The organism is Streptomyces sp. NTH33, from assembly GCF_003236365.1.
GTDB lineage: Bacteria > Actinomycetota > Actinomycetes > Streptomycetales > Streptomycetaceae > Streptomyces.
The window spans coordinates 1-1104 of sequence record NZ_POTZ01000942.1; the positions used below are offsets into that span (position 1 = coordinate 1).

The 1104-nt window shown below is 73.3% G+C and carries 1 protein-coding gene and 2 pseudogenes; 2 read left to right on the forward strand and 1 reads right to left on the reverse strand.

Annotation, left to right across the window (positions count from 1 at the left end):
* Nucleotides 1–126: pseudogene (locus C1I97_RS43170) on the reverse strand (metallopeptidase family protein); the annotation flags it as partial.
* 105 nt (nucleotides 127–231) lie between these two features.
* Here C1I97_RS43170 and C1I97_RS37690 point away from each other — a divergent pair.
* Complete coding sequence (locus C1I97_RS37690) at nucleotides 232–810, forward strand: urease subunit gamma (RefSeq protein ID WP_111007340.1); 579 nt, start codon at nucleotides 232–234, stop codon at nucleotides 808–810.
* Nucleotides 807–1104 (forward strand): annotated as a pseudogene (locus C1I97_RS37695) (urease subunit alpha); the annotation flags it as partial. The gene C1I97_RS37690 and the pseudogene C1I97_RS37695, both read left to right, overlap by 4 nt.

Sequence of the window (1104 nt, forward strand, 5' to 3'; positions counted from 1 at the left end):
CCGCTCGTCGCGCCCCTTGGTGCGGATCTCCACCGGCCGCCGGTAGACCACCACGCGCGCGCGTCGCCCGTCGCGTGAGGCGATCGTGCCTCCGAGCGGCACTGCCTCGTCGCTCCAGGGCTGCCCCACTCCAGGGACCTTTCACCATTGTTCGCACCTTGTTTCCCCGGCATTGTGCTGTACATCCCCACGCGCCCTTCGGACGGCGCTTGATCTTCAGGGAAGTGACCTGTGCATCTGACCCCACGTGAGCAGGAGAGGCTGACACTGTTCTCGGCAGCCGAGCTCGCGCGCCGGCGGCTGGCGCGCGGGGCGCTGCTCGGCGCCACGGAGGCCATCGCCCTGGTGTGCGACGAGATCCTGGAGATGGCCTGGGACGGCACGCCGCTCGAGACCGTCGTCGAACGCGCCGACGGCATCGTCCCGCGCGACCGGCTGCTGCCGGGCGTGGCGGAGGCCGTGCCCAGCATCCAGGTCGAGGCCCTCTTCCCGCACGGCTCCAGCCTGGTGCACGTTCCCGAGCCGTTCGGCCCGGCCGGGGCCACCGGCCCCGGCGCGGTGCTGGTCGCCGGCGGCGAGGCCGAGCTCGCTCCCGGCCGCCCGCGCACCACCCTGGACATCACCAACCGGGGGGCCCGGGAGATCTGGGTCTCGTCCCACTTCCCGCTGGAGGAGACGAACGCCGCCCTGGACTTCGACCGGGAGGCCGCCCGCGGCCACCGGCTGGACATCCCGGCCGGAACGTCCGTCCGGTTCGAGCCCGGGCGGACCCTGACCGTCACCGCGGTGGCACGAGGAGGAGACCGATGAGCCGGATGCCCCGGCACGCGTACGCGTCCTTGTACGGCCCGACCACCGGCGACCGGATCCGGCTGGCCGACACCGACCTGTGGGTCCGGGTCGAGGGCGACGACACCGAGCCCGGCGAGGAGCTGCTCGGGGGCTGCGGCAAGACGGCGCGCGACGGCCTGCTGGTGGCCGACCGGGCCCCGCGCGACAGCGCGCTGGACATGGTGATCCTGGGCGTGGTCGTCATGGATCCGCTGATCGGCGTGCGCAAGACGAACATCGGCGTCAAGGACGGCCGCATCGTCGGGGTGGGGC